This is a genomic window from Gordonia sp. CPCC 205333, assembly GCF_048537885.1.
In the GTDB taxonomy this organism is placed as follows: domain Bacteria; phylum Actinomycetota; class Actinomycetes; order Mycobacteriales; family Mycobacteriaceae; genus Gordonia.
The window spans coordinates 217,350-243,304 of sequence record NZ_JBCLVI010000005.1 but is presented as its reverse complement, the minus strand read 5'-3'; the positions used below and the strand labels follow the sequence as shown (position 1 = coordinate 243,304).

The following is a 25,955-nucleotide window of genomic DNA, read 5'->3' as shown; positions in this document are numbered from 1 at the left end:
TGAGTCGGAATATGTCCGATTTTGAGCGGTGCCTAACATGGATGTCATGACCGCATGTTTCCAGCCGAGATTCAGCAGCGCCGTCGTGGTGCCAACGTCGGGGGTGAGGTGATGGCGCGCGAGATCGGTTCGTGGTTATCGGGAACGCAGATCGGCGGCAACCCCGACAATGAGTATCAGGGCCAGGACCTGGGCTTACCGCGCCGCGGGCCAGGTGCGCTCGCCACCGGGTGGGCCCGCTGCTGGGGCCTGTTGGTCGACTGGTTGATGGCCTACGGCATCGCGCTGATCTTCGTCCGCGAAGACACTTTCGCCGAGACGATTCGGCACGTGGGCACGCCGCAATTGGCAGTATGGTTCGTCGTAGGTGTGTTCACCATCACACTGTTTGGATTCACTCCGGGGCAGTTCGTGGCGGGTCTGCGAGTAATTCGGGTGGATCATGGTCCGGATCTCACCAAGTCGATCGCGTCAGGCGAGAAGTCGGTCGCCGTGGGATTTATCCGGGCCCTGATGCGTCAATTGTTGATCGTCGTGATCGTGCCGGCACTTCTCAACGACTACAACGGTCGTGCCCTCCATGACCGTGCGACGGGAACCGCGGTAATCAAGACTCGGTAGGGACTCGTCGCTACTCCGCCGGAGCGGTGTTCAGCGCGTGGATCAACTGCATCGCGGCACGTAAAGCGTCGACGGCAGGCTGAACGGATACCCGCGGGTCTACGGCACGTTGTATACCGAGGCCGATGCCGGTGCTGAGCAGCAAGTCGGCCAACTCTGGGAGTGTTGGCAGGGCTGCGGTTTCGTCGTCGGTGACCTGAGTATCAGCGTCGCCCAATGGGCTGAGGAGTTCGTCAAATAGTGGCTCAAGCATCTCAACGACCATCGCGTTGGCCCTTTCTCTGAGCCCGACGATCATCGAACTGAGATTCAGATCGTGCCGGGAGAGCACCACGAACTCCAGTTCCAGCATGGTCCAGCCGATATCGCCAGCGGTGTTCTCGATCCACGCGCCGATCGCGTCGACGCGCTTGTCGACATCATCGAAGGTCATGGCGTCGGCGGCCAAAACCGCGAGTTCACCGATCTTGTCGCGGTGAATCTCCTCCAGGACCACGCCGCACAGGGTTGGCTTGTCCTTGAAGTTGGAGTACACCGCGCCCTTTGAGTAGCCGGCGATGGCGGCGATGGCATCGAGGCTGGTCGCGGCGTATCCGGCGGTCAAGAACTGCTCTCGTGCGACACTCAGCAATTCGGTGCGGGTGCGGGCCTGCTGCTCGGCGCGGGTGAGGCGAACCATGGCCCATAGTGTACGACGAAATACCGTGGGTATTGACATACCGGCGGTATTTGAACAATGCTGTGCGGGTAACTGTCACTCAAAGTAGCGGTAAATGACCGTGGTATCGGGAGGAAGAGCAATGGGGCTATTCAGTCGGCGAGTGCCGCGGATCGACGTGGCGAATGCGGTCGTAGTGATTACGGGAGGTGCGCGCGGCATCGGTGCGGCGACGGCGGCAGAGTTCGCTCGGCAGGGGGCGACCGTCTGGATCGGCGATGTCGACACCGATGTGGCTTCGGCGACGGCCGCCACGTTGACCGGCGCTTCGGCGGCAACGCTCGATGTGACCGACCCGGCGTCGTGGGCAACCTTCGTCGACAAAGTCATCGCGGAAAGTGGGCGTATCGATGTCCTGATCAACAATGCGGGTGTGATGCCGGTTGGGCCCTTTGAAGCCGAGGCCGATTCGATCACCAAGCTCATCCTCGATGTCAACGTCGCGGGCGTTCTCAATGGTATGCGGGCCGTACTGCCCGTGATGCTTGCCGAGGGACGCGGGCATATCGTCAATGTCGCATCGATGGCGGGCATGCTGCCGTTGCCCGGCATGGTCAGCTACAACGCGAGCAAGTATGCGGCACTTGGGGCTTCGCTCGCCGCGCGCCATGAGTACGCCGACGCTGGGGTGGCGGTATGCGCGATTCTGCCCGCAGCGGTGCGAACCGAACTGTCCTCGGGCGCGGATCTTGGTGGCACGCTGCCAACCGTCGATCCGGAGGACGTGGCTCGCGCGGTGGTGAAAACCCTACGGACACAAGCGGCCCGGACCTCGGTGCCGGGCTGGGTCGCGCCGCTGTGGGCTCTCACAGATTTGTTCGTACCCGAGTTCATCGAGCGGATCGGCCGCCGGTTCGCCGGCGATCGACAGGCGCTCGCTCTTGACCCGGTGGAACGGCGCGATTATCTGGCCCGCGTTGATCGACATGCGGCCGAGCATAAAGTGGAACCCCCGAAGTCGGTGGGGGCGAAGGGGTCTCGACGAAAGGTAGCAGCGAAGTGAGTAGAACCGCCCTGGCAATCGGCTGTGGTGGCACCATCGGCGGTGCCTGGATCATTGCCGCTCTGCATGCCCTGGCCGAGCACACCGATTGGGACCCAGCCCAAGCCGACATCCTGCAGGGGACGTCGGCCGGAGCCGAGATCGTCACCATGCTGGCCGGCGGCTACAGCGTTGACGATCTGGTCGAGATGCAAGCCGGGCGGTCGACCGATCCGGTACTCACCGCGCACCTGGCCGCGACACCCTCGGGTGTGCCGCCAGTTCCGCGGCCGAGTCGATTGAAGCCGTCGACGCTGTGGACGCGCCGCAGCGGCCACGAATCGCTGGTTGGAATCGCGCCGCGCGGGCGAGGCGATGCGTCATGGCTCGATCGCCTCGCACAAGCTGTTGTCCCCGAAGGGGATTCGTGGCTGCCGCACTCCGGTGCGCGATTGGTCGCATACCGCGTAGACGACGGAGCGCGCGTAGCCTTCGGCGCTCCGGGCGCGCCTCTGGCATCGCCATCTCAGGGGCTGCGGGCCTCGTGGGGAATTCCCGCCTGGATGCCGCCGGTGAATATCGGCGGGCATGATTATGTTGACGGCGGTGCGGCGTCGACGGCGTCGGTCGATCTGATCGGTCCCGATGAGGCGGATCTGATTTACGTCGTCGCACCGATGGCCTCGGAGGCGGGGGAGCGGGCGCCAGGCATCGGTGGGCTGCTGGAGCAAGCGGCACTACGCAATCCGATGTCAAAAGTGCTGCGACGCGAAGTCGAACAGGTGCGGGCACGTGGAACGCGTGTCGTGGTCATCACTCCGTCGGCACAGGACATGGCCGGCCTCGGCGCGAATTTCATGAGACGCGAACACCGCCAACGCGCATTCGATGCGGTACTCATGAGTGTTGGGGACACAGTCGCCAGAGCCATTGCCGCACAGGAGGTTTCCCAGTGAGTCGACGTCGTGAGCCGCGGATTGTTGTCATCGGAGCCGGAGTAGCGGGTATCGCAACGGCGCATGCGTTGGAGCAGGCTGGATTCACCGACTACGTGGTTCTAGAGAAGGGCGGCGACGTCGGCGGTGTCTGGTACTGGAATCACTATCCGGGTCTGACCTGTGATGTGCCGTCGCAGATCTACCAGTTTTCCTTTGCGCCCAAGGCGGATTGGAAGCGGATCTGGGCGACCGGACCGGAGATCCAGCGGTACCACCGCGACGTCGTCGAAGAACTCGGCATCGTCGATCGAATTCGATTCGACACCGAGGTAGTCGCGTCGGTATTCAATGACGGGACCGGCGAGTGGACGGTGACGACTCGACCGACCGGAGCGTCGGACGCCGAGCCGACAGAAGAACTGACCGTCGATTTCGTCATCTGTGCCACTGGAGTTCTGCACAATCCGGCTATCCCCGATATTCCCGGGCTCGACGATTTCGCGGGACCGGTGGTACATACCGCGAGATGGGATGACGATCTTGTCACCGACGGCCGGCGGATCGCCGTATTGGGCACCGGTTCGACTGGCGTGCAGGTGGTTTCGGCATTGCAGAAACATGCCTCGGCGGTGACACATTTCGTGCGCTCGCCGCAGTGGGTGTTATGGGCACCTATGTGGTTGCCGCAACTCTCGGTGGTCTCCAAGTTGTTGGGCGCGAGCCGCAATGCGCAGGATCGTCTTTACCAGCTGCTATTGCTGGGTTCGGGTATTCTCGCCGATGTTGTACTCAGGCCGTCGTGGCGTCGGCGTGCGGTGCAGGCATATGCGCGAATCTCGTTGCGGGGACAGGTATTCGACGAGGATCTGCGTAGCGAACTGACGCCGGACTACGAGCCGTTGTGTAAACGGCAGGTGATTTCAGGGACCTACTACCGCGCGCTGCATGCGTCGAATGCGGAATTGGTGACAACTGGGATCGAGAAGGTCAACGAGACCGGGATCGTGACCGCCGACGGTCGCCAGCACGATGTCGACATAATTGTGCTGGCCACTGGTTTCCGCGCGCACGACTATATGCGGCCGATGCGAGTCGTTGGTCGCGGCGACCAGACGTTGGACGAGGCGTGGGCTGCGGGGCCGAGGGCGTACCGGATGACCGCGATACCCGGGTTTCCCAACTTGTTCACAGTGCTCGGACCGAATTCGCCGACCGGATCTATCTCATTGCAGTTCTCCGCGGAGTTGACGGCCAAGTACATCGTGTCCTGGTTGGAGCGATTCTCCTCGGGCGACCTCGACACGGTCGAGGTGACCGAAGAGGCGACCGCTGAGTTCAATTCCCAAGTGGCACAAGCGATGGGTCCGACAGTCTGGAATACCGGATGCAACTCGTGGTACCTGACCGAGTCTGGATCTGTCGACCTGTGGCCGTTCGATCGGACGACGATGAGTCGCATGTTGGGTACGCCGCACGACGAGCATTTCGTGGTTACCCGACCTCGGGAACGTGCGGAGACCGGACGTGATGAATCCGACAAAGACCGCATACCGTCTTGACGAATTAGGCGACCCTAAGGAACGATCGGTTTCCGTGAAGAAAATATGTGCGAGTCTGATCATCGGTGGCGTCGCGGTAGTGGCGATGGCGGCGGCGCCGGGAATCGCGTCCGCAAAGGTGGCGGACGGCAAGTACAACCTCTGTATCGAGACGCGCTATGGGAGTTCGGTTGAGCAGAAATGTGCCGAGTACCGCGTCGCCGGCACTGATCTGATCGGCCCTAACGGCACTCCGCTGAAACTCGTTCACACTCCGACCGGTGGATACGCCGACATACCGCCGGTCAGCCGACTCACCCTGCTTAAGACCGGTAGCGGCTATAAGGCGATCAACTCGGTGCTGGGCGTTCCGGTGGCGACGTCGAGTTTCCTGCCGGTCGGCTGAGTCACTGTGGCGTTCTCATCGGCGGGGCATAGCCGTATGGTGATGCGATCAGAAAAGTGACGGGAGGTGGTCGTGGCGACCGAGACAATCGATAGCGAAGTGGGCGAATTGCTGACCGAGCTCGCGAGCCTGCACGATCCCAAGGTGCGTGCGATCAACGAGCGTCACGGAGACGATCACGGCGTCAATCTCACCCAACTGCGGGCTGTCGCTAAACGTCTCAAGACGCAGCAGGATCTTGCCGTCAGCCTGTGGGCAACCGGCGACAGCGCCGCACGATTGCTGGCGTTGTTGATCTGTCGCCCAAAGGCTTTCACTCGGGGGGACCTCGACGCGATGTTGCGTGATGCGCGCGTACCGAAGGTGCATGACTGGCTGGTCAACTATGTAGTGAAGAAGAACCCGCACGCCGACGAGTTGCGGGAACTCTGGTTCGCCGACGCCGATCCTGTGGTGGCAAGTGCCGGCTGGGCACTGACGATCGAGAGGGTGGCGAAAAGGCCCGAGGGACTAGACCTTGCCGTCCTCCTCGACGTCATAGCGGCACAGATGAAGGATGCGCCGGATCGCTCGCAGTGGGCGATGAATCACTGCCTGGCGCAGATCGGCATTAGCCACCCGAAGTACCGCACGCGCGCCGTCGAGATCGGCGAGCGGCTGGAAGTGCTCAAGGACTATCCGACGCCACGAGACTGTACATCGCCGTATGCGCCGACCTGGATCGCCGAGATGGTCCGACGGAATAACGCCTAGCCATTCAGAGTGATGTCATGCTCAGAACATTGTCCAGAGCCGACTCGATATCGGTGACTTCGATACGCATCAATTGATCCTGGTCGAGGGCAGTCACATCGACGCTGCCGCTGCTTAGGCGGTACTCACGTTCTTCCTCGGCCGCCTCGACGACATTGCGGATGAAACGACCGTTTCCGACGACATCGATACTCTTGCGCAGGCGTCCGGTCGAGTCGAGAACATTGGACGAGCACAGCGGCTCGCAACGTGCGGTGATGGATCTAATCGCGTCCGACGTCAGGGTTGAATCACTAATGTGCGCAATCGCTTTGGCGATCTGAGCCAGCTCGGTCGGCGAATATGAATCGAATCGAATCCGGCGGGCGAAGCGAGAGGCAAGACCGTCATTCGACGCCAGGAAGCGGTCGATCTCGCCGTCGTATCCGGCGATGATGACCACCAAGCGGCCGCGATCATTCTCCATCCGCGCCAGGAGGGTGTCGACGGCCTCGCGGCCGAACGCGTCGCCGCCAGATAGTCCTTCTTGTATCAGGGTGTATGCCTCGTCGATGAACAGCACGCCGTCGAGCGCTCGATCGATGAGGGCGTCGGTCTTGATCGCGGTAGACCCCAAATGCTCGCCGACGAAGTCCCGTCGGCTGGCTTCGACCACGGTGGCCGTCGTCAAAATGCCCAGGCCGCAATAGATTTTCGCGACTATGCGCGCGACCGTGGTCTTTCCGGTCCCCGGCGGGCCGGTGAAGATCAGATGCTGGCCGCGCGTAGCGCTCGCCAATCCTTTCGCGGAGCGGACCTTAGCCAGGGTCGCCGCCGACTTCAGTTTGTCGACCTGGGTCTTGACCGACTCCAGTCCGATCTGTGTGGCGAGCTCTCGCTGCGCCTGCTCCAGCAGGTCCATACCGAGATGTGTGTCCGTCGTGGAGGTGGGGGCGGACTGCGGGTCCCATCGATCGGTGCGTGCGGCGATTGCTTCCTTAGTGGTCACGACTAGTCGAAAGCTACTGTCGGCCAATGCCTTTGCGTTATCGGTGAAATGTGGTTCGCGGGTATACAACTCTTCGAAGACGGCACGCGCCTCATCCTCTCTGCCGAGCTCCCGTAGGCACATGCCGCGGGTGAACATCGCCTCCGACGCCGCCGCGGGGATGGCGCCTGACTCGGCGAGTTCCAGCCGCCTCAATGCCTCACCAAACAAGCCGAGTTGGGCACATGACGTCCCAACCATCACATGCGCCGCGGTGCCCAGGTAGTCGTCCGACCAGAGTGACGAATTGGTAAGAGCGGTAAGAACATCGGGCCAGCGCTGGGTCCGAAAGTGCAGCAGTCCGCGACTGAATTCGACTATCGGTGTCGTTTCCGCCACGGCGATGGACGCCAGGGCATCGCAGGCTCCGTCGTAGTCACCGTCGGCGATCATCACACATATGTAGGCCGCAGCCGCTTCGATCGGGTCGGACACCGGGTAGTCGAGATACAGGCCGGTTGCGAAGCGACCGAACAGGGTTCGCGGTGCTCGGCCGAGGCGACGTTGTTCAACGAAGATGTTCTGCCGATACTTGTAGAGGTTGAAATAGCATTCGACGGTCGTATCACCGGTTGCTATCCGCCCCAACCAGGCATCTGCCAGCTCCGGTGCCAGCTCGGTTGCCCGCCTATAGGCGCGCGCGGCGTAGTCAAGGTCGACGTCGTGTAGATGCGCCGCGATTGCGGCGTCGAACGTACTGCGCGCCCGGATAAGGCGTGCACCAGTCGATTGGTGGATTGCGGTCACCGATATCTCCCCCCGGATAGTGGGGTCAGACTACCTCCAGCACCGCTGCCCGTATCACCGTTTTCGGTATGACCGACCCGCACAAAAAATGCCCCGTGGGTGGAGCAGACGTCTATATGGCGTCTGCCCGCGCCACGGGGCATATTTCAGCGATAACGGACTATTTGCGCCGCGCCGCGCGCTGCACGTTGCGTACCTTCGCACCCTGGGGCATCGGACCCTTCGGCATGCCGGGGCCAGGCTGGCGGCCGGTGAGCGCCGCGAGGCGCCCTTCGAGGGCATCGATCCGTTTGCGGTCGATATTGGCTGGCAGTTTATTCAGGTGCCGCTCGAGTTTCCGCAGCGAGACCTGCCCATCGTCGTTGCCGACGACGACCAGATAAATCGGAGTATCGCCAACGACACGTGCCGCCTTCTTCTTCTCCTGATCCAGCAGCCCCTTCACCCGCGACGGTGCACCTTCGCCGACCAGGATCACGCCGGGTTTACCGATCACACGGTGTACGGCGTCGAGGTGAGTCGTTCCGGCGACGGCTTGTTTCACGCGCCACTGACCACGCATATTGTCCAACGCCCAGCCGGCTGCGCCTTTCTGTCCCTCGGCTTTGGTGAAGACGGATCGTTGCACCCGACGACCGAAGAGGATGAAGGCAGCGAGAATTCCGAGGAGCACTCCGATCGGAGTGAGGAAAACCAACTGGTCGAATGCGAGACCAAGCCCTACGAAGACAGCCACGACGAGGGCGAATATCCCGAGCATGTACGGGATGAGGCGCTTATCTTCCTTGCGCTGCATCTGGAACGCCTGCCACAGCTGTGATCGTCGCTCGCGCGACGCCTGCCTACGGGTGGCTTTTGCCGCGGCTTTCGCCTCTTTGCTCGTGTTGGACTGCGCCTTTGCCATGATTACCAGTCTACTTCGACGGGTGTGGGGTCCGGCGTGGTGGATGGCGGTCAGGCGAATTCGACGATGTCGTGCGGTTAACCCAGACGTGCCAGGAGACTCGACGCCTCTTGGTTCGCCGAACTCTCCTGCGCCAGGTGAGCCATCGCGGCCGGCAGTTCCCGACCGTGTTTCGCGATTGCCTGCGCGTACAGACGCCCGGCTCGATACGAGGATCGGACCAACGGTCCGGCCATCACACCGGCGAAGCCCAACTCCTCGGCGAACTCCGAGTGATCGACGAACTCCTCGGGCTTCACCCACCGCTCCACCGGATGATGCCGCGGTGTCGGGCGAAGGTATTGGGTGATGGTGACGATGTCGCAGCCGGCCTCGTAGAGGTCGACCAATGCCGCGCGAACCTCGTCGACTGTCTCGCCCATACCCAGGATCAGATTCGATTTGGTGACCAGACCGAAGTCGCGGGCCTGGGTGATGACGTCGAGGGAACGCTCGTAACGGAACGCCGGTCGGATCCGCTTGAAGATCCGGGGCACCGTCTCCAGGTTGTGAGCCAGAACTTCCGGGCGTGCCTCGAAGACCTCGGCGAGCAGATCAGGCTTGGCGTGGAAATCGGGGATCAGATTCTCGACGCCGGTGCCGGGATTCAATTCGTGGATCTTGCGAACTGTTTCCGCGTAAAGCCAGGCGCCCTCGTCGGGGAGGTCGTCACGGGCGACGCCGGTAATCGTCGAATAGCGAAGGCCCATCGCCTGGACACTCTCGGCCACGCGTCGCGGCTCATCGCGGTCCAGTGGCTCGGGCTTGCCGGTGTCGATCTGGCAGAAGTCGCAGCGTCGGGTGCATTGGCTGCCGCCGATGAGGAAAGTCGCCTCGCGGTCTTCCCAGCATTCGTAGATGTTGGGGCAACCGGCCTCTTCACAAACCGTATGCAGCCCTTCGCGTTTCACGAGTCCCTTGAGCTCGCTGTACTCCGGGCCCATAGTCGCGCGGGTCTTGATCCACTTGGGTTTGCGCTCGATCGGGGTTTGCGCGTTGCGCACTTCCAGGCGCAGCAGCTTGCGACCGCTCGGGACCGATTCCACAGCCGGTGTTGAGCCGCAGGAGGACGAAGTTGATTCGGAGGGATTGGGCGCGCACGTCACTGAACAGATCCTACGCTCGTGGGTTGTTGGGTGGACTGACTCGAAATGCGGCGCGGGGCGTCGAGCGCGATACTTACCTGCTCGGCGACCGTGTCGTAGAGATTGGTGACGCTGATCGCATGACCGGTCTCCCGCTCTAGTGAGGTCACCCCGGCATCGGCGATGCCGCAGGGGACGATGGCATCGAAAGCACTCAGGTCGGGATCGATATTGAGGGCGAAACCGTGCAGCGTGACGCCTCGTGCCACTCGGATGCCGATCTGACCGAGTTTGCGTTCACCGCTGTCGTCGGAGATCCATACTCCGGAGCGGCCTTCGATTCGACCGGTTCCGACGCCAGCTCCTGCGCATACCGTGATCAGCGCGTCTTCGAGTCGACGGACATAATCGACGACGTCGAGCGGTTCTGACAACTTCACTATTGGATACCCGACCAGTTGGCCTGGGCCATGCCAGGTGATCCGACCACCGCGGTCCACGTCGATGACCTCCGCGCCATTGGTCGGCAGGTCAGACTCCTCGGTTCGCTTGCCCGCAGTGTAGGTCGACGGGTGTTCCAGCAGTAACAGGAGATCGTGGTCGAGGGTGCCGTCGGCCCGCTCGCCGGCGAGCCGATGTTGCAGATCGTAGGCGTCGCGATAGCCGAGTGTCCCGAGCCGACGCACTTCGATGGTTGTGACGTCGGCGCGGGCGCCGATTGCGCGAGGCGCCCCCGAGGGCGCATCAGCCATGCGCGTAATCCAATGCCTGTTCGAGGGTCGGATGGTCGAAGGTGAAGCCGTGATCGGTGAGCACAGCAGGTATAACGCGCTGGGAGTACAAAATCATTTCCCGGGCCATCTCACCTGCGACGACAGTGGCCGCGACACCCGGAATCCGCAGAAATGACGGACGGTGCAGCGACTTGGCGAAAACACGCGAGAACTCGCTGAAACGCACCGGTTCCGGCGCGGCGAGGTTGACCGGACCGGCGATGTCGTTGGTCAGCAGGTACTCGATTGCCCGCACCTCGTCGACCAAGGAAATCCACGAAAAGTATTGACGCCCATCGCCTATCGAAGCGCCGAGTCCCAACTTGAACGGAACCCGGAGCTTGCCGAGGATGCCGCCGGTCGGCGACAGCACCGGAGCGGTACGCAGTAACGCGACTCGCATGTCGTAGCCCTTGGTCGCCTCGGTGGCCGCGGCCTCCCACTCGGTGACCAACTCGGCGAGAAAGCCATCGCCAGCGGCATTGCGCTCAGTGGCGACATGGTCACCGGTGTTGCCATAGAAGCCGGTCGCGCTCGCGTTGATGAGTACCGGTACGCCAGCCATCGCGGCAGCTTCGGCAAGCACCTGGGTCGGGGTGATCCGGGAATCGCGAAGCTCCTGTTTGAAGCGTCCTGTCCATCGCCAACCGCTGACCGAGACGCCGCCGAGGTTCACGACCGCGTCGGCGCCGGCGAGCGAATCCGGTGGGACCCCGAAAGATTCTGGGTCCCAACCGAATTCATCGTCGTGATAGGGCTCGTGCCGCACCAGTCGGGCCACCGAGTGACCACTTGCGCGAAGAGAGTCCACCAGGACTGATCCGATCAGACCCGAGGAACCCGCGACGACGATTCGCACCGTGTCTACAGCCCGAGGTCGGCAGCGAACTCGGCTGCTTCCAAGCGCTTCTTGACGGTGGTCAGGAACCGCCCGGCATCGGCTCCGTCGACGAGACGGTGATCGTAGGTGAGCGGCAGGTACGACATCGACCGCACCGCGATCGATTCGGTGCCGTCGCTGTCGGTGATGACCACCGGGCGCTTCACAATCGCACCGGTGCCGATCATCGCCGCCTGCGGCGGAACCAGAATCGGGGTATCGAACAGTGCTCCCTGACTACCGATGTTGGTGATGGTGAACGTACCGCCGGAGATCTCATTCGGCTTGAGTCCATTGGTCCTGGCGCGGTTGGCGATATCCGCGATGGCGCGAGCCAGGCCGGCGATCGACAGATCATCGGCGTTGTGGATTACCGGCGACAGCAAACCCTGCTCGGTGTCGACAGCGATGCCGAGGTTTACCGACCCGTGATAGGTGATCTCCTTGGCGGCCTCGTCGATGCTGGCGTTGACATTTGGGTGAACCTTCAAGGCCTCGATGACCGCCTTGGCGATGAACGGCAAGTACGTGAGGTTGACGCCCTCATTGGCCTTGAACGACGCCTTGGCCGCAGCACGCAATGCCACGATCTTGGTGAGGTCGACTTCGAAAACCTGGGTGAGCTGAGCGCTGGTCTGTAGGGATTCCCGAGTCTTGGCCGCGGTGATCTGCCGAATCCGGTTGATCTTCTGCGTAGTACCGCGCAGGGCCGCGAGTTCCGGCTTGATCTCCGGATTGGCAGTCGGGGCCGACGGCGCTGCAGACGGTGTTGCGGCGGGTGCGGGCGCTGGAGCGCTGCTCGGCGCGGCGGCGGCTAGCACATCCTGCTTGCGGATACGGCCACCGACGCCGGTGCCCTTGACGCTGTTCAGGTCGACGTTGTTCTCCGCAGCCAGCTTTCGGACCAGCGGAGTCACATACGGAGTGGATTCCAGCGATTCAGTTGGAGCTGACGAAGCAGGAGTCGGGCTGGGCTCGGCTGCCGCTGGTTTCGGAGCCGGGGCAGGTGTTGGCTCCGGCTTAGGAGCTGGGGTCGGTTCAGGTGTTGGCTCAGGCTTAGGAGCGGGTTCGGGCTCGGGAGTTGGAGTCGAAGGGGCGGGTGCCGGGGCCGCGCCGGGGCCGCCGATGACCGCCAGCTTGCCGCCAACCTCGACAACATCGTCGGTATTCGCCGTGATTTCGAGCAGCACACCTTCAGCGGGTGAGGGAATTTCGGTGTCGACCTTGTCGGTCGAGACTTCGAGCAGTGGCTCATCAACCGCGACGTTGTCGCCGACATTCTTGAGCCAGTTTGTCACGGTGCCTTCGGTGACCGACTCGCCCAGAGCGGGCATTACAACGTCGGTGCCAGTCGCACCGCCAGACGCGGGAGCCGGAGCAGCCTCGGGTTCTGGAGCAGCCGCGGCAGGCTCGGGTGCGGCGGCGGGTTCAGGTGCCGATTCGGGTTCCGCCGCAGCGGCGGGTTCGGCCGGCGCGGATTCGCCGGCTTCGCCGATGACAGCGAGTTCGCCACCGACCTCGACGACGTCGTCTTCCTTGGCGACGATCTTGGTCAGCACTCCTGCTGCCGGCGAAGGAATTTCGGTGTCGACCTTGTCGGTCGAGACTTCGAGCAATGGCTCGTCGACGTCAACTGTGTCCCCCTCCTCCTTCAGCCACCGGGTAACGGTTCCTTCGGTGACACTTTCACCCAGTGCAGGCATCTGGACGGAGAAGGCCATTTCTGTTGACTCCTCAAACTCGGGTCTCGACAAGCTCGGTTGTGTTCGTCTCGGCAAATGATGGCACCAAGACGCCGGAACGGGTGATGGGTAGATCACCTATCCCCGATAAACCCTACAGCCCATCGGAGATGACGACCCGGCGTGTGCCACTAACGTCGATGCTACTGGTTAGTAGGATTTTCGGCAGGCCATCGCGCGTGCGCGGGTTGACAACAATCCCCCTGAGCAGGATGGATGCCGGGATGGCGTCAGGTTCGCTCAGGGGGACCGGTTTGGAATTGTTCGACTGGCGGGAGATGCTGGGCGAGTACGGGTTTCGCCCGCTATCCGTTCGCGGCGATGTCTTCCAGGACGCGTATCAAGGTGCGGACCGGCACGCCGGTCCCACCCTTAGGGGTATACCCCCACGGCCCGCCGGTATTGAATGCCGGACCGGCGATGTCGACGTGAGCCCACTGCACCGACTCCGGCACGAACTCGCGCAAGAAGATCGCGGCCGAAAGCATGCCACCCCAGCGGTGGTTAGTGACATTCGCCAGATCCGCGACGCGCGACTTGAGATCGTCCCGTAATTCCTCGGGGAGCGGCATCGCCCACGCGTTCTCGCCGACCTCGGCCGATAGCCGGGCAATGCGATCACGGAAGTCATCGGTGCCCATCACGCCGGGAGTGCGGGTGCCTAGCGCCACCATCTGTGCGCCGGTGAGGGTCGCGGTGTCGATGATGTAATCCGGATTGTCCTGTCCGGCACGCACTATCGCGTCCGCCAGGATGAGGCGTCCCTCGGCGTCGGTGTTCAGGACTTCGACGGTGATCCCGCCGAATTGGGTGAGGACATCGCCGGGACGCTGCGCGGTCGCCGACGGCATATTCTCCGCCATCGGCACGGTCGCGGTCACGTTGACATTGAGATCGAGCCGAGCGGCGAGGATCGTCGTGGCGATCACCGCGGCCGCACCGCCCATATCCGACGTCATATTTTCCATACCCGCAGCCGGCTTGATGGAGATGCCGCCAGTATCGAATGTGATGCCCTTCCCGACCAGGCCGACGGATTTGGTGTCCTTCTTACCGCCGTGGGTCAAGCGGACCAGTCGCGGTAGCCGTGACGATCCCTTGCCGACGCCGACGATGCCGCCATATCCCTCTCGCTCCAGCGTGGTGTCATCGAGGATCTCCACCGACAGTCCTGACTGACGAGCCAACTCGGCTGCGGCGTCGGCGAAGGCCTCCGGGAAGAGGTGGCTCGGCGGGGTGTTGACGAAGTCGCGCGCGATCGCGACTGAGTCAGCCACCGTAATTGCATGTGTCAGTTCGGCTTTCGCCTCCTTGCTCTTTTGCTCCACGAGCAGCGTGACGCGCTTAGGCGGAGTCTTGGTCGGCGCCGTCTTGTCTGAGCGGAAAGCGGTGAACCGATAACTGCCGAGGAACAGGCCTTCGGCAATAGCGGACAGATCGGTTGCCGCGAGTGTGGTCACCACCGAGTCGAATCCGTCGAGTTCACGGGCGACGATGCCTGCTGCCTGCCGGAGCTTGTCGGCGTCGTCGAGGTCGTCGGCACGACCGAGGCCCACGGCGATGACGATCGGTACGGGCACCGACTCCGGTGCGGGCAGGCGGGTGATCTCGCCGTGCGATCCGTTGGCGCGAACCGCGGTCACGGCATCGGAGATGGCACTGGCTGCGGCATCATCGAGTATGCCGTCGCCGATCACGAGTGTCGGCTCGTTCGACACCGCGCCGTCGGAAGTGCCCGACGGGGCACTGTCGGCTTGTACGAGGCCGATCACCAGGACGTCATCGCGTCCGAATGTGGTGGACAGGTCGAATTCTGGACCGCGCGCGCGGTCGACTGTCTGACTGATGTTCACCGGAACAACTGTGCCACAGTTGGTAACTTCGGTCCGATGAGCACACGTCGTAGACGCTTCGGGTGGCAAGGGTCGGCCCTGGTGATGATCCTCGTCGTGGGACTGGGGGTTATCGGATGGCGGGCGATCGCTCGCAACACCGATCTGGCCGACCGGGCTCTAGCAGGGCTTGGCATCGAAGAATCGTTTCCCGACGTCGATGTGACCGGACTATCGCCGACGCGCAAAAATATCGTCGAGATAACCCGTCACGAATATGAGCATAAGCAGCCCGGCGAGTACTACGCGCAGGGAAACACCGAGTCGTGGTGTGCCGACTTCGTCAGCTGGACGATGCGTAAAGCCGGTGCGCCGCTGAATAATCCGAACTCGGGATCGTGGCGTATTCCGGGAGTGTCGACGCTCACCGAGTATTACCAGTCGGTCGGGAGGTTTCGCGGATCCTCGTACCGGCCGCGTACTGGCGATGTCGTTTTATACGAGGCACCGAACCGTTTCAAGCAGCACACCAATATTGTGTTGCGCGTCGACGGTGACACGGTGACCACCGTCGGCGGCAACGAGCCGCCGTCGAGTATCAGCATCAACAGCTTCGATATGACCACGGTCAAGGGAATCGTCGGTTATGGCGTGGTGGGGCAGTAGGGCGAATCGAACACCGATACCCTGATCGGCATGACTGACGCATTGCTGGATGGTCCGATCGCCGCGCGGCACGCTGACTTGGGTGCCACCTTCGCCGAGTTTGGCGGATGGAATATGCCGGTGTCGTATTCCGGGACGGTCGCCGAGCACAAGGCGGTACGCGAGTCGGTTGGCATCTTCGATGTCAGTCACCTCGGCAAGGCGCTCGTGAAAGGCCCGGGCGCGGCGGCGCTCATCAATGCGACGCTGAGCAACGATTTAGCTAAGATCGCGCCAGGCAAGGCGCAGTACACCTTGTGCTGCAACGATTCTGGTGGCGTTGTCGACGATCTGATCACCTACCTGGTCTCGGCGGACGAGGTCTTCCTGGTGCCGAATGCGGCAAATACCGCGAAAGTCGTGGCAGCGCTATCGGCGGTGGCTCCGGCCGGCGTCGATGTGACCGATCTGCATCGCGACTACGGGGTACTCGCCGTGCAGGGTCCCAACGCGGTTGACGTACTGACCGCGGTCGGTTTACCGACCGAGATGGAGTACATGGCATTCGCCGACGCCGACCTGGTTGTCGGCGCGACGTCGTATCCGGTGCGAGTGTGTCGCACCGGATACACCGGTGAGAAAGGTTACGAGATTCTGCCGCGATGGGCCGATACGGCAGCGGTATTCGATGCCCTACTCGCCGAAGTCATTGCGGCGGGGGGACTTCCGGCCGGCCTGGGCGCGCGGGATACGCTCCGCACCGAAATGGGCTATGCCCTGCACGGTCATGAGCTGACCCCGGAGATCTCGCCGGTTCAGGCGCGCAGTTCGTGGGCCGTCGGGTGGGATAAGTCGGCGTTCTTCGGCCGTGACGCGTTACTCGCGGAGAAGGCAGCGGGCCCCAAGCGGCGTCTCTATGGCCTGCGGGCGCTCGGGCGTGGTGTTCCGCGCGCGGAGTTGGCGGTACTGGCCGGCCCTGGCGGCGACCGGATCGGCGTCACGACGTCGGGCACTTTCTCGCCGACGTTGGCGGCAGGTGTCGCACTGGCACTGATCGACTCGACATCGGGTGTGCGCAAAGGCGACCAGGTGGTTGTCGATGTCCGCGGACGGGCGTTGGAGTGCGAGGTGGTGTTGCCGCCGTTCGTCGAATCGCACGTCTAGTGCCGTGCTAAACCGTTTGTGCCCCGGCGGTACCATGTGCCCATGACCTTGCAGTTCAGTCGTACCGAGCATCCCCACCCGGTGTCGGAGTCGCGCCGTGCCGAGATCTTGAGCGCGCCCGGTTTCGGCAAGTACTTCACGGACAATATGGTGATCGTCGACTTCGACCGCGAACGCGGTTGGCATAACGCGCAGGTAAAGCCGTACGGACCGATCGCACTTGATCCGTCGGCGATGGTCCTGCATTACGGCCAGGAGGTCTTCGAGGGGCTCAAGGCCTACCGCCAGCCCGATGGAACGATCGCGGCCTTCCGCCCCGAAGCCAATGGCGAACGTCTGCAGCGTTCGGCCGGGCGGTTGGCGATGCCACCCCTGCCTGTCGAGGACTTCATCGCGTCGCTGCGCGAATTGCTCGGGGCAGACAACGCCTGGGTGCCCGAGGCCGGGGGAGAGGCCGCACTTTACTTGCGGCCGTTTATGTTCGCGTCTCAGGCTGGCCTCGGTGTGAACGCACCGTCCAATGAATATCGCTACGCGGTCATCGCGTCACCGGCCGGGCCCTACTTCGCCGGCGGACTCAAACCCGTCAGCGTGTGGCTGTCCACCGAATATGTGCGTGCCGCTCCCGGCGGCACCGGAGCGGCGAAATGCGGCGGCAACTATGCGGCGGCGTTCCTCGCGCAGGCGCAGGCCACCGAGCAGGGCTGCGATCAGGTCGTCTGGCTCGATGCCGTTGAACGTCGGTACATCGAAGAGATGGGTGGCATGAACCTATTCTTCGTCTTCGGTTCGGGGGCCGACGCTCGGCTGGTTACCCCTGAACTCAGCGGTTCGCTTCTTCCGGGTATCACGCGAGATTCGTTGTTGCAGTTGGCAACCGACGCGGGATTCGGTGTGGAGGAACGTCGTATCACCACTGAGGAATTGCGCAAGGGGGTCGCCGACGGTGCTATCACCGAGGTGTTCGCCTGTGGCACCGCCGCGGTGATCACGCCAGTCGGCCGAGTCAAGGGCGAGGGCGAGGACTACACCATCGGCGATGGCAGCACCGGTGATGTCACGCAGGCGTTGCGGGACACTTTGACCGGTATCCAGCGCGGTACGTTCGCGGACACCCACGGCTGGATGACTCGGCTGTTCTAGGCGGCTCTTACTGCGGTAACCGTTTGCGCTGCAATCGGGGTTGGTACACCGGTAACCAGGACAGTATGAGACGGTCGGTACGCCGCTAAAGCACCAACAGGACCAGCGTCAACGCGAAGGTCAATTCGATACTCGCGCCCAGGACGTCGCCGTTGATCCCGCTCATTCGACGGGCGCAATGCGCACTGAAGGCCCAGATGGTCAGTGCCATAACGGGAACCGTGATCATACCGATCGCACCGAGCGGATAGGCTGCTACCAGCGCTGCGGCGATCCATGCTGCGATCGACCATCGTTGAGTTCCCGCGACCAATGCGCCGAAACCCTCAGCCGAACTGGGCGACAGTGTCCAACGACAGGCGACGACGGCAGCGACTCTGCTCAGTCCGACAGCGAATACTATTGCGTACCAACGCTCTTGGTCGGCGAGTGTGCCGACGCAGACTGCTTGAATGGCTAGTGTCAGTGCGAGTGTCGCGATCGCGAACGGACCGGCGGATCCGCTGCGCATCACCTCGCGTATCCGTTCCGGCGGGCCGTAGCAGCCTAATCCGTCGGCGGTGTCGGCCAATCCGTCGACATGCATGCCACGCGTCGACAACGCCAATACCGCGACGACAAGCAATCCGACGAGCAGGGATGGGGCGTCGGTATACGACAACCCGAACGCGATACCCGTGGCAGTCCCGCCCAGCATCGTGCCGACGAGCGGAACTGCGCTGATACTCGATCCGCCGATCCGGCGATCAGGGACGTCGGGCGGTGACGGTACGGGAAGTACCGTCAGCCAGGACAGCGCGGTGAGGGCCGCGCGCAGCGGGTTAACCGCCACTGACACCGGCTTCGTCGAAGGTCGCCATCGAGGTCAGCAGGTCAACCGCTGCCGCGACCACCGGCAATACCGCCAAGGCGCCACTGCCCTCGCCGAGTCGCATCGACAAGTCGACGACGGGCGTCAACCCGAGCCGGTCGAGGGCGAACGCGTGCGCCGGCTCGGTCGATTTGTGTCCGGCGATCCACCAATCGACAGCTCCGGGGGCGAGTAGATTCGCTACCAGCGCGGCCGCCGTCACCACCACGCCGTCGAGGATCACCGGCGTGCGGCGCACCGCGGCCTGCGCGAGGAAGCCGGCCATCGCAGTGAGATCGGCACCGGCCACGGCGGCCAATAACGACAACGGGTCGCTCAGGTGTCCACGCCCCCGCCACATGCCATCGCGGATTGCCGCGGTCTTGCGGTTCCATGCCGCGTCGTCGACGCCGGTACCTCGTCCGACGACCACCACCGGCTCCTGACCGGTGATTGTGCCGATCAAAACTGCTGCGGGAGTTGTGTTTCCGATACCCATGTCGCCGACGATAAGAAGGTCGGCACCGCCGTCGACCAATTCGTCGACGATGAACTTTCCCGCGGCCAGCGACTCGCGGGCCTCGGCGAGGCTCAACGCGTCCTCGACGGCAAGATTGCCGCTGCCGCGACGTACTTTGAAACGAGATACTTCAGGGGATGTTTCGGCGTCGACCGACATGTCGTAAACGTCAACGCTGGCGCCGCTCCGACGGGCCAATACGTTCACCGCCGCACCGCCACCCGCGATATTGGCAACCATCTGCGCGGTGACCTCGGGCGGATACGCCGAGACACCGGTCTGCGCGACGCCGTGATCGCCCGCGAAGACGACGACTCGTGGCTGGGAAAACTGTTGCGGTGGAGAGGTTTGCTGGCAGGCGGCGATCCAGTTGCCGATGTCTTCCAACCGCCCGAGCGACCCAACCGGCTTGGTCAGCGTGAGTTGTCGCTCACGCGCTTGCGAGCGGACAGTCGCATCGGGTGCGACGACGCGGGCGAAGATCTCGGCGTCGGTCGGATCGGGGATGCCGGTGCCGCGAGTTGCCGACGGTTCGGCAGTGGGGACCGGGATAGGGGTTGGGATCGGTTTTGCTGGCTTCGACGTGCCGATTGGGGGCGAATCCGGCTGTCTGACAACAGAATCGTCGGATTGAGGCAGAGTGAGCACTCGGCCCGCCACGACCAGATCGACGCGATCGCAGACGCGCGCGACGGCCGCGTTGAGAATACCCAGTTGATCTTGGAAGCGGCGGCCTGCCGGTGTCGGCGGAACCACCGAGAGGCCGACTTCGGGGCTGATGATCACCACGTCGCCGGTGAAATCGGCAATGGCGGAACATAGTTGGTCGAACGCATCGGTCAGATCGATGTCGCCGGTCCACGCATCCTGCGAATCGATTTGTGCGGCAAGCCAATTGCCGAGGTCGTCGACGAGTGTCGGAGTATCTGGGTGACCTGCGAGTTGGCCGGTGAGATCCGTCGACTCCACCGTCATATATCGGTCGGTACGGCGTGCGCGGTGCGCATCGATGCGAGCTTGCCAATCCGCATCCGACGACAAGACGGGTCCTGTTGCCAGATAACGGATCTGCGAAGACGCACCCAGCAGCGACTCACCATGCGCTGACTTACCGGAGCGCACGCCGCCGAGGATCAGTGCGCGCATGTCACCTATACCTTTTCGCCGGCAGAGACCTGCGGCTTGGGTGCCCGCATCACACGCAGTTGCATCGCGCGGGTCAGCGCGTACCAGCCGAGGCGGAAACCGGAGTCGGTGGCGTCGGGGAAGCGTTCGCGCACACGCTTATTCACCGCGCGACCCAGGATGTAGCCGTCGAGGGCCATGAACAGAACGAAGACCAGCATTACCGGGGTCGCGAGTGGGGTGAGCGACGGAATGAACATCAGCAGAATAAGGAGTATCGCGAACGGCATGAAAAGTCCGGCGAAGTTGCGACGGGAGTCGACGATATTACGCACGAAATGTTTGACCGGCCCCTTGTCGCGCGGCATCAGATACTTCTCGTCACCGGCCATCATGCGTTCGCGCTGCTCGAGGCGCTGGGCGCGACGGTCGGCATTGGCCTCGCGCTTTTGTTCCTTGGTCTGCCGGGACTTCAGGTCTTTGCGGCGGGCGCGGGCCTCAGCGCGGGTGGTCGGTGGCGGGGCGAGGGGGCCGGTGCGCTTGCCCTGGGCGTCGCGGCGTTTGGGGGTGGGACGGCCTTTGGCTGCCGTGTAGGCCGAGCCCTTCGTCGTCGAATCCTCGGAATCGGTCGTCGATTCCTTCTCGAGTGAGACGTCTGAGGTGCTCGACGCCGAATCGTCGGCGTCCTTCTGCCATGGCAACTTCACATCCCTCAGCCTAAGCGATCACCTCCTATCGACCAGTCACGGCCCAACTCCCCGCGAGTGGAATGCGGTGTCGTGGGGGTCGTCGAGACCGCTGGGAATAGGACCCGATGGAGTACGGTTGTAGTTGCAGACGTGAGAAGACAACGTCGTCGACCCGTTCTGCGGGCAGACGCCAAGCCGGTTCGCCTCCCCGAGATAGGCGAGAAGGAAATTACGAGGAGCATCCATGACCGTTTCGAATGAAGCCGGAGCGACCACCGATACCGGCGTGTTGCTGACCGATTCCGCCGCAGCCAAGGCAAAGACGCTGCTTGATCAGGAGGGCCGCGACGATCTGGCTCTTCGTATCGCTGTGCAGCCCGGTGGTTGTGCGGGTCTGCGTTACCAGCTGTTCTTCGACGATCGCTCGCTCGACGGTGATATCACCAGCGACCACGCCGGAGTAACGCTCGCCGTCGATCGCATGAGTGCACCGTATGTGCAGGGCGCGACCATCGACTTCGTTGACACCATCGAGAAGCAGGGTTTCACCATCGATAACCCGAATGCCACCGGCAGCTGCGCCTGTGGTGATTCGTTCAACTGAGGTCCCACCTCACCTGGCTTTGACGTTTCGGCCGCACACCCGGCTATCGGGTGTGCGGCCGAAGTTGGTTTAGGGCGCTGGGCGGTAGCCAACTGAGGTGCCCCTAGTCGGCATCGAGGCCGATCGGTAGCGTTACGCGCATGACTATTGCGGTATGTGGGTCGATCGCGACCGACCATCTGATGAAATTTCCCGGCAAGTTCTCTGAACAACTGCTCGGTGACCACCTTGAACATCTCTCGCTGAGCTTCCTGGTTGACGACCTCGTCGTCCGGCGAGGCGGCGTCGGCGGCAACATCGCGTACGCGATGGGGGAACTGGGCGGCTCGCCCGTGCTGATCGGCGCGGCCGGACCCGACTTCGCCGAGTATCGCGCGTGGCTCGACGAGCATGGCGTGGACACCCGAGGAGTGCACGAGTCGACGACCGCGCACACCGCTCGGTTCACCTGTGCGACTGACGAAGCGATGGCGCAGTTGGCGATGTTCTATCCCGGCGCGATGAGCGAAGCCCGCGATATCTCGCTGGCAGCGGTATTCGAGAAGGTCGGAGCACCCGAACTGGTGCTGGTCGGAGCCGACGACCCGGCCGCAATGGTGGCACATACCGAGGAATGTCGTTCCGCGGGAATCGGTTTCGCGGCGGATCCGTCCCAGCAATTGGCGCGTCTGGATGGTGAGCAAGCGCGCACCCTGATCGAGGGCGCCAAATACCTGTTCACCAACGAATACGAGTGGGGCCTGCTGCGCGAGAAGACCGGACTGTCGGCAGAACAGGTCGCGGGCATGGTGGGCGTCCGAATCACCACGCTCGGCGGCGGCGGGGCTGAGATCGTCGAGGCTGATGGGACGCGCACGCATGTCGCCGTTGTTCCGGAGACCGAGAAGGTCGACCCGACCGGCGTCGGCGACGGTTTCCGCGCGGGATTTCTCACCGCACTTTCCAAGGGCCTCAATTTTGAGCGCGCCGCGCAACTCGGGTCGATGGTCGCGGTGCTCGTGCTGGAGACCGAGTCGACACAGGATTGGTCGTGGGATCGCGGCGCTGCACTCAAGCGTATTTCCGGAGCGTACGGCTCCGAAGCGGCAGCTGAGATCGAGGCCGCGATCTAGCTGCCGTAGGTAACACGTTCTTAGCGTTCCTAGCCATACTTTGGTTTTGGGCTAAGGCATGCCTTACATTAGGCGGACTGGTCCAGTGGTGTGGCACTGCCGTACGACTGGGATATCGCCAAGGTGAAGGGACGTGATGACGGTCGCTACCGCACCCGTGTCGGGGGCGCGGTTGAGTTTGGTGACACGATCAGGTGTCGCGACTATTCTGCTGGCTCTGCTGGCAGTGCTGATCGCCAGCGGTTTCTTCGTCGGCTCCGGTGACTATTCGATCGCCGACGCCTGGCACGCGCTCTTCGGCGGTGGGGATGCGACCACGCTCGAGGTGATTCGCAACAATCGAGTGCCGCGGACGCTGCTGGCCGTCATGGCCGGGATCGCCCTAGGCGTAGCCGGCGCGGCGATGCAGGGACTGACTCGAAATCCGTTGGCGGACCCCGGAATTCTGGGAGTCAATTCGGGCGCCTACTTCGCAATGGTGGTTGGTGCCGTTGGCCTCGGCATCGGCTCGACGGTCGGGTTCGTCATCTGCGCGATGATCGGTGCGTTTGTCGCTGCGACCATTGTCTATTTCATCGGTTCCCGTGGCATCGGCGGTGCCAGTCCGGCCAAACTGGTCCTCACCGGCGTCGCGGCCGGATCGATCTTCGCGGGCACCGGATTCGGCCTGACGATGATTGACCCGAAGGCTTTCGACACCATCCGGAGCTGGCAGGTCGGAACGCTCGACGGTCGGAATTGGACCGAATTGTCGGTGGTCTGGCCGCCGATCCTCCTCGGCGTCGTGGCCGCACTGGTGCTGATTCCCTACCTCAACGGACTCGCGCTGGGCGATGATCGAGCCCGCGCCCTCGGCGTTCCGGTCACCACCGTGCGAATAGGTGGATTCGTTGCCATCACCTTGCTCTGTGGTGCTGCGACAGCGGCGTTGGGGCCGGTGACATTCCTAGGCCTGATGGTTCCGCACGTCGTGCGGATACTATTCGGGCCGGATAACAAGTGGGTTATCCCGATGTGCCTGCTGGTCGGGCCGGTAGTGCTGGTCGGAGCTGATCTGGTCGCCCGGGTCGCGACTCCGAGCGAATTGCCGGTCGGCATGGTCACCGCCTTCATCGGCGCACCCGTACTCATCGCGCTCGCTCGCCGACATGGTGGGGCTGACTTGTGACCGACGAATCGATGCCGTTGCCAACGTCGGCGCAGTGGCCGCGCCGGATCCGTTTCCTGCGCAGCGGGCGACTTGGAATCAGCGTTAAGGTCGATGTTTACAGTGCCGCAATCACTTTCGTACTGCTGTTCATTGCGGTGGTGGTGGGGACCTGGTCGTTGGGCGTGTCTACGACCGATAGTCCGAACCTGAGTATCGGCGAGATCTTCCGCGTACTGTCCGGCCAATTGGCCGGCGACCCGGCGAATCAGGTGGCGGCGGCGCTACCCGCGGTGGTCATCGCAGCCGTCGGCGGTGCCTCACTTGCGTTGTCGGGAGCCATCTTCCAGACGATCACCCGGAACCCGCTGGGTTCCCCGGACATTATCGGTTTCACCACCGGCGCGAATACCGGCGCGTTGATCACCTTGCTCGTGCTGAACCTGGGGACGTCGGCGGCGACCGTCGGCGCATTGCTCGGTTCGCTCGCGACAGGTGTGGTGATCTATTTCCTCGGAATGCGCGGGGGCACCGGCGGTTATCGATTGATCATCGTCGGCATCGGCGTGAGCGCGATGCTGTTGGCGTTCAACGGTTATCTAATCGCCAGTTCGAACCTGCCGAACGCCGCATCTGCCGCGGCCTGGGGGATGGGCAACCTGCGCAGCATGCAGATGGTCGACGTGATTCCCGTGGCGGTAACCCTCGCCATCCTGGTGCCGTTGTTGGTTAGTGTCGCGCCACGGATGCGAATGTTCGAACTGGGGCCGGACTCGGCGCGCAGCAAGGGGGTGGATATCGAGCGCACGCAGCTGCTGCTGTTGCTGCTCGGTGTTGGATTGGCAGGCGCCACAACGGCAATCGCGGGCCCGATCGCGTTCGTCGCACTGGTCGCCCCGCAATTGGCGGCACGGATCACTCCTAGCCCGGGCATTCCGTTGGTCACCTCGGCGGCCGTCGGCGCGGCGCTATTGGTGTCATGCGACACGATCGCCCGTACGATTCTCGCGCCCGAAGTGCAACTTCCCGTCGGCGTGGTGACGACTGCGATCGGCGGCGTCTACCTTCTCGGGCTCCTACTCGCGCAATCCAGAAAGGTCCGACCATGACCCCGGAATCCGCGGCATCGAGCCGACTGTCCGCCGCCGAAATTCGCGTCGGCTACGGCGAGCGCACCGTCATCGCCGACCTCGGCGTCGACATTCCCGACGGCTCATTCACGGTGATCGTCGGACCGAATGCCTGCGGCAAATCGACACTGCTCCGAGCCCTGTCCCGCCTACTCGCGCCGCAGGACGGTCGAGTCGTATTGGACGGGCGAGACGTAAAAGACTTCGCGGGCAAGGAATTTGCTCGTGAGGTCGGCCTGCTGCCGCAGCAATCTATTGCGCCAGAGGGCATTACGATCATTGACTTGGTCTCGCGCGGCCGGTTCCCGTATCAAAAGATGTTCCGGCAGTGGACCGAAGCTGACCAGCGGGCCGTCGACTTCGCGTTACAGGTCACCCGACTGACCGATCTGGCGAGTCGGCCGGTCGAGGCGCTCTCGGGCGGTCAGCGGCAACGGGTGTGGATCGCAATGGCGCTGGCGCAACAGACACCGATTTTGCTTCTTGACGAACCGACGACATATCTCGATCTGGCTCACCAGATCGAGGTGTTGGAACTATGCACCGAACTGCATCGCGGTGGCACGACGCTGGTAGCGGTATTGCACGATCTCAACCAGGCCGCGCGCTACGCGACACATATCATCGCCATGCGCAGCGGTGAGATCATCGCTCAAGGGCCACCGGCCGACGTCATCACCACCGAGCTGGTCGAGCGCACTTTCGGTGTCCGCGCACGCATCATCAACGATCCCGAGACCGATACGCCGCTGGTAATCCCGTTGGGGCAGGGGGCCATTGCCGTTGACGCGGTGCCCGGCGATACCGCCAACCTGCGGGCGTCGACGTAACCGATGCAAAC

The 25,955-nt window shown here is 63.1% G+C and carries 25 protein-coding genes; 14 read left to right on the top strand and 11 right to left on the bottom strand.

The annotated features are described in order from the left end of the window. The first annotated feature begins 111 nt into the window (after positions 1-111). Positions 112-621 (top strand): RDD family protein, encoded by a 510-nt coding sequence (locus AAFP29_RS18990; protein WP_419219405.1) that lies wholly within the window; start codon positions 112-114, stop codon positions 619-621. Between the two features lie 10 nt (positions 622-631). Here AAFP29_RS18990 and AAFP29_RS18985 read toward each other — a convergent pair whose 3' ends face one another. Then, positions 632-1,300, bottom strand: a complete 669-nt coding sequence (locus AAFP29_RS18985; RefSeq protein WP_419218971.1) for a TetR/AcrR family transcriptional regulator — start codon at positions 1,298-1,300, stop codon at positions 632-634. A 121-nt stretch (positions 1,301-1,421) separates the two neighbouring features. Here AAFP29_RS18985 and AAFP29_RS18980 point away from each other — a divergent pair, with 121 nt between their 5' ends. The 5 genes from AAFP29_RS18980 to AAFP29_RS18960 all read left to right on the top strand — a co-directional run bounded on the left by AAFP29_RS18980 (position 1,422) and on the right by AAFP29_RS18960 (position 5,956). Next, positions 1,422-2,342, top strand: coding sequence for an SDR family oxidoreductase (locus tag AAFP29_RS18980; RefSeq protein WP_419218970.1), 921 nt, complete (start codon positions 1,422-1,424; stop codon positions 2,340-2,342). Next, entirely contained in the window at positions 2,339-3,277 is a 939-nt protein-coding gene (locus AAFP29_RS18975) for a patatin-like phospholipase family protein (protein WP_419218969.1), read from the top strand. Before AAFP29_RS18980 ends, AAFP29_RS18975 begins: the two co-directional genes overlap by 4 nt. Further along, entirely contained in the window at positions 3,274-4,818 is a 1,545-nt protein-coding gene (locus AAFP29_RS18970; RefSeq protein ID WP_419218968.1) for a flavin-containing monooxygenase, read from the top strand. The genes AAFP29_RS18975 and AAFP29_RS18970 overlap by 4 nt, the downstream gene beginning before the upstream one ends. Positions 4,819-4,852: 34 nt before the next feature. Next, positions 4,853-5,203 carry a hypothetical protein gene (locus AAFP29_RS18965; RefSeq protein ID WP_419218967.1) on the top strand — a complete coding sequence of 117 codons (351 nt, stop codon included), beginning with the start codon at positions 4,853-4,855 and terminating at the stop codon, positions 5,201-5,203. 72 nt (positions 5,204-5,275) lie between these two features. After that, entirely contained in the window at positions 5,276-5,956 is a 681-nt protein-coding gene (locus AAFP29_RS18960) for a DNA alkylation repair protein (RefSeq protein WP_419218966.1), read from the top strand. A 4-nt stretch (positions 5,957-5,960) separates the two neighbouring features. Here AAFP29_RS18960 and eccA read toward each other — a convergent pair whose 3' ends face one another. The 7 genes from eccA to AAFP29_RS18925 form a co-directional block, all read right to left on the bottom strand. Continuing rightward, positions 5,961-7,730 carry a type VII secretion AAA-ATPase EccA gene (eccA, locus tag AAFP29_RS18955; protein WP_419218965.1) on the bottom strand — a complete coding sequence of 590 codons (1,770 nt, stop codon included), beginning with the start codon at positions 7,728-7,730 and terminating at the stop codon, positions 5,961-5,963. Positions 7,731-7,890: 160 nt separating this feature from the next. Continuing rightward, a complete protein-coding gene (locus AAFP29_RS18950; protein WP_419218964.1) occupies positions 7,891-8,634 on the bottom strand; it encodes a DUF4191 domain-containing protein in 744 nt (247 codons plus the stop codon). 77 nt (positions 8,635-8,711) lie between these two features. Continuing rightward, positions 8,712-9,719, bottom strand: a complete 1,008-nt coding sequence (lipA, locus tag AAFP29_RS18945) for a lipoyl synthase (RefSeq protein WP_419218963.1) — start codon at positions 9,717-9,719, stop codon at positions 8,712-8,714. Between the two features lie 56 nt (positions 9,720-9,775). Continuing rightward, positions 9,776-10,510: a lipoyl(octanoyl) transferase LipB gene (lipB, locus tag AAFP29_RS18940; protein ID WP_419218962.1), complete on the bottom strand. Its 735-nt coding sequence runs from the start codon at positions 10,508-10,510 to the stop codon at positions 9,776-9,778. Further along, positions 10,503-11,390 (bottom strand): TIGR01777 family oxidoreductase, encoded by an 888-nt coding sequence (locus tag AAFP29_RS18935; RefSeq protein ID WP_419218961.1) that lies wholly within the window; start codon positions 11,388-11,390, stop codon positions 10,503-10,505. Before AAFP29_RS18935 ends, lipB begins: the two co-directional genes overlap by 8 nt. Positions 11,391-11,395: 5 nt before the next feature. Beyond that, positions 11,396-13,132: a 2-oxoglutarate dehydrogenase, E2 component, dihydrolipoamide succinyltransferase gene (sucB, locus tag AAFP29_RS18930; protein ID WP_419218960.1), complete on the bottom strand. Its 1,737-nt coding sequence runs from the start codon at positions 13,130-13,132 to the stop codon at positions 11,396-11,398. 326 nt (positions 13,133-13,458) lie between these two features. Next, a complete protein-coding gene (locus AAFP29_RS18925; RefSeq protein ID WP_419218959.1) occupies positions 13,459-15,006 on the bottom strand; it encodes a leucyl aminopeptidase in 1,548 nt (515 codons plus the stop codon). A 36-nt stretch (positions 15,007-15,042) separates the two neighbouring features. Between AAFP29_RS18925 and AAFP29_RS18920 the strand changes: the two genes are divergently transcribed. Genes AAFP29_RS18920 through AAFP29_RS18910 form a run of 3 tightly spaced genes read left to right on the top strand, consistent with a single transcriptional unit; the run spans position 15,043 to position 17,937 of the window. Then, complete coding sequence (locus tag AAFP29_RS18920) at positions 15,043-15,651, top strand: CHAP domain-containing protein (protein ID WP_419218958.1); 609 nt, start codon at positions 15,043-15,045, stop codon at positions 15,649-15,651. Between the two features lie 30 nt (positions 15,652-15,681). Then, on the top strand, positions 15,682-16,794 hold the full coding sequence (gcvT, locus tag AAFP29_RS18915; protein WP_419218957.1) for a glycine cleavage system aminomethyltransferase GcvT: 1,113 nt from the start codon (positions 15,682-15,684) through the stop codon (positions 16,792-16,794). A gap of 42 nt (positions 16,795-16,836) precedes the next feature. Next, a complete protein-coding gene (locus AAFP29_RS18910; protein ID WP_419218956.1) occupies positions 16,837-17,937 on the top strand; it encodes a branched-chain amino acid aminotransferase in 1,101 nt (366 codons plus the stop codon). A gap of 85 nt (positions 17,938-18,022) precedes the next feature. On the opposite strand, the gene AAFP29_RS18905 is transcribed toward AAFP29_RS18910, so the two are convergent. Genes AAFP29_RS18905 through AAFP29_RS18895 form a run of 3 tightly spaced genes read right to left on the bottom strand, consistent with a single transcriptional unit; the run spans position 18,023 to position 21,139 of the window. Further along, positions 18,023-18,769 (bottom strand): adenosylcobinamide-GDP ribazoletransferase, encoded by a 747-nt coding sequence (locus tag AAFP29_RS18905; protein ID WP_419219404.1) that lies wholly within the window; start codon positions 18,767-18,769, stop codon positions 18,023-18,025. After that, a complete protein-coding gene (gene cobT, locus AAFP29_RS18900; protein WP_419218955.1) occupies positions 18,759-20,453 on the bottom strand; it encodes a nicotinate-nucleotide--dimethylbenzimidazole phosphoribosyltransferase in 1,695 nt (564 codons plus the stop codon). Before cobT ends, AAFP29_RS18905 begins: the two co-directional genes overlap by 11 nt. A 5-nt stretch (positions 20,454-20,458) precedes the next feature. Beyond that, positions 20,459-21,139 (bottom strand): DUF3043 domain-containing protein, encoded by a 681-nt coding sequence (locus AAFP29_RS18895; protein WP_419218954.1) that lies wholly within the window; start codon positions 21,137-21,139, stop codon positions 20,459-20,461. A gap of 226 nt (positions 21,140-21,365) precedes the next feature. On the opposite strand from AAFP29_RS18895, the gene AAFP29_RS18890 reads away from it, so the two are divergent. The 5 genes from AAFP29_RS18890 to AAFP29_RS18870 all read left to right on the top strand — a co-directional run bounded on the left by AAFP29_RS18890 (position 21,366) and on the right by AAFP29_RS18870 (position 25,944). Continuing rightward, on the top strand, positions 21,366-21,725 hold the full coding sequence (locus AAFP29_RS18890) for a HesB/IscA family protein (protein WP_419218953.1): 360 nt from the start codon (positions 21,366-21,368) through the stop codon (positions 21,723-21,725). A gap of 140 nt (positions 21,726-21,865) precedes the next feature. Further along, positions 21,866-22,837, top strand: a complete 972-nt coding sequence (locus tag AAFP29_RS18885; RefSeq protein ID WP_419218952.1) for a carbohydrate kinase family protein — start codon at positions 21,866-21,868, stop codon at positions 22,835-22,837. Between the two features lie 136 nt (positions 22,838-22,973). Continuing rightward, positions 22,974-24,005, top strand: a complete 1,032-nt coding sequence (locus tag AAFP29_RS18880) for a FecCD family ABC transporter permease (protein WP_419218951.1) — start codon at positions 22,974-22,976, stop codon at positions 24,003-24,005. After that, positions 24,002-25,093: a FecCD family ABC transporter permease gene (locus tag AAFP29_RS18875; RefSeq protein ID WP_419218950.1), complete on the top strand. Its 1,092-nt coding sequence runs from the start codon at positions 24,002-24,004 to the stop codon at positions 25,091-25,093. The genes AAFP29_RS18880 and AAFP29_RS18875 overlap by 4 nt, the downstream gene beginning before the upstream one ends. Continuing rightward, positions 25,090-25,944 (top strand): ABC transporter ATP-binding protein, encoded by an 855-nt coding sequence (locus tag AAFP29_RS18870; RefSeq protein WP_419218949.1) that lies wholly within the window; start codon positions 25,090-25,092, stop codon positions 25,942-25,944. The genes AAFP29_RS18875 and AAFP29_RS18870 overlap by 4 nt, the downstream gene beginning before the upstream one ends. Positions 25,945-25,955: the final 11 nt, after the last annotated feature.